General features: G+C 39.7%; 1 pseudogene. It reads left to right on the top strand.

From position 1 onward, the window contains the following. Positions 1-301: 301 nt before the first annotated feature. Positions 302-373 (top strand): annotated as a pseudogene (locus LEP1GSC049_RS2000000229390) (Imm7 family immunity protein); the annotation flags it as partial. Positions 374-690: the final 317 nt, after the last annotated feature.

The following is a 690-nucleotide window of genomic DNA, read 5'->3' as shown; positions in this document are numbered from 1 at the left end:
AAATTTAAAATGTGGGATCTCACACAAAAAAGCCAACGATTTCAAGTTAGATATAATTTTTTGAAAATTTCTGAGTCTTTGTAAAATCACCTATTCATTTTCTAATACTATTTTCATGCGTTCGAGTAATCAATGTGGGAAATTTAGAGGTGTTACGACCAGACTTTGAAAATGTAAAATAACGTGAATGAACGTAAAAGGAATGAACTCAGCACAACGCTTTCTCAAACTCAATGCATCGCTCCTAAGGGTCGCTCTGGAAACTCAGCGTCTCACTTCTTGAACTCAGTAAAACGCTCTCTACCATAACCTTACCCACAAGTATTTAGATTTCAATATTAAATCTGTGGGAATTACGACAAATCCTCTGTAAAACTGAGTTCCCACCCTTATTTTTGGGTGGGGGCGGAGGTGGAGAAATTCGGAAGACTTTTCTCTATCAGAAAAACATGCTTTTTGCAAGTAAAAAGACTCATTCTTGTCGGAACACTTGAAAAATGTGCGTTTTTGAGCCTTATGATTCTAAAATCTTATTCAACTTGTGGGTAAGGTTATGGCTCTCTACGGATCGCGTTCGAAACTCAGCACAACGCTTTCCTCAAACTCAATGCATCGCTCCCTAAGGGTCGCTCTGCAGGTCGCGTTCGAAACTCAGCACAACGCTTTCCTATGGGTCGCGTTGTGGGATCA

The organism is Leptospira kirschneri serovar Cynopteri str. 3522 CT (genome assembly GCF_000243695.2).
In the GTDB taxonomy this organism is placed as follows: domain Bacteria; phylum Spirochaetota; class Leptospiria; order Leptospirales; family Leptospiraceae; genus Leptospira; species Leptospira kirschneri.
This window is presented reverse-complemented; position numbering and strand designations above follow the sequence as displayed.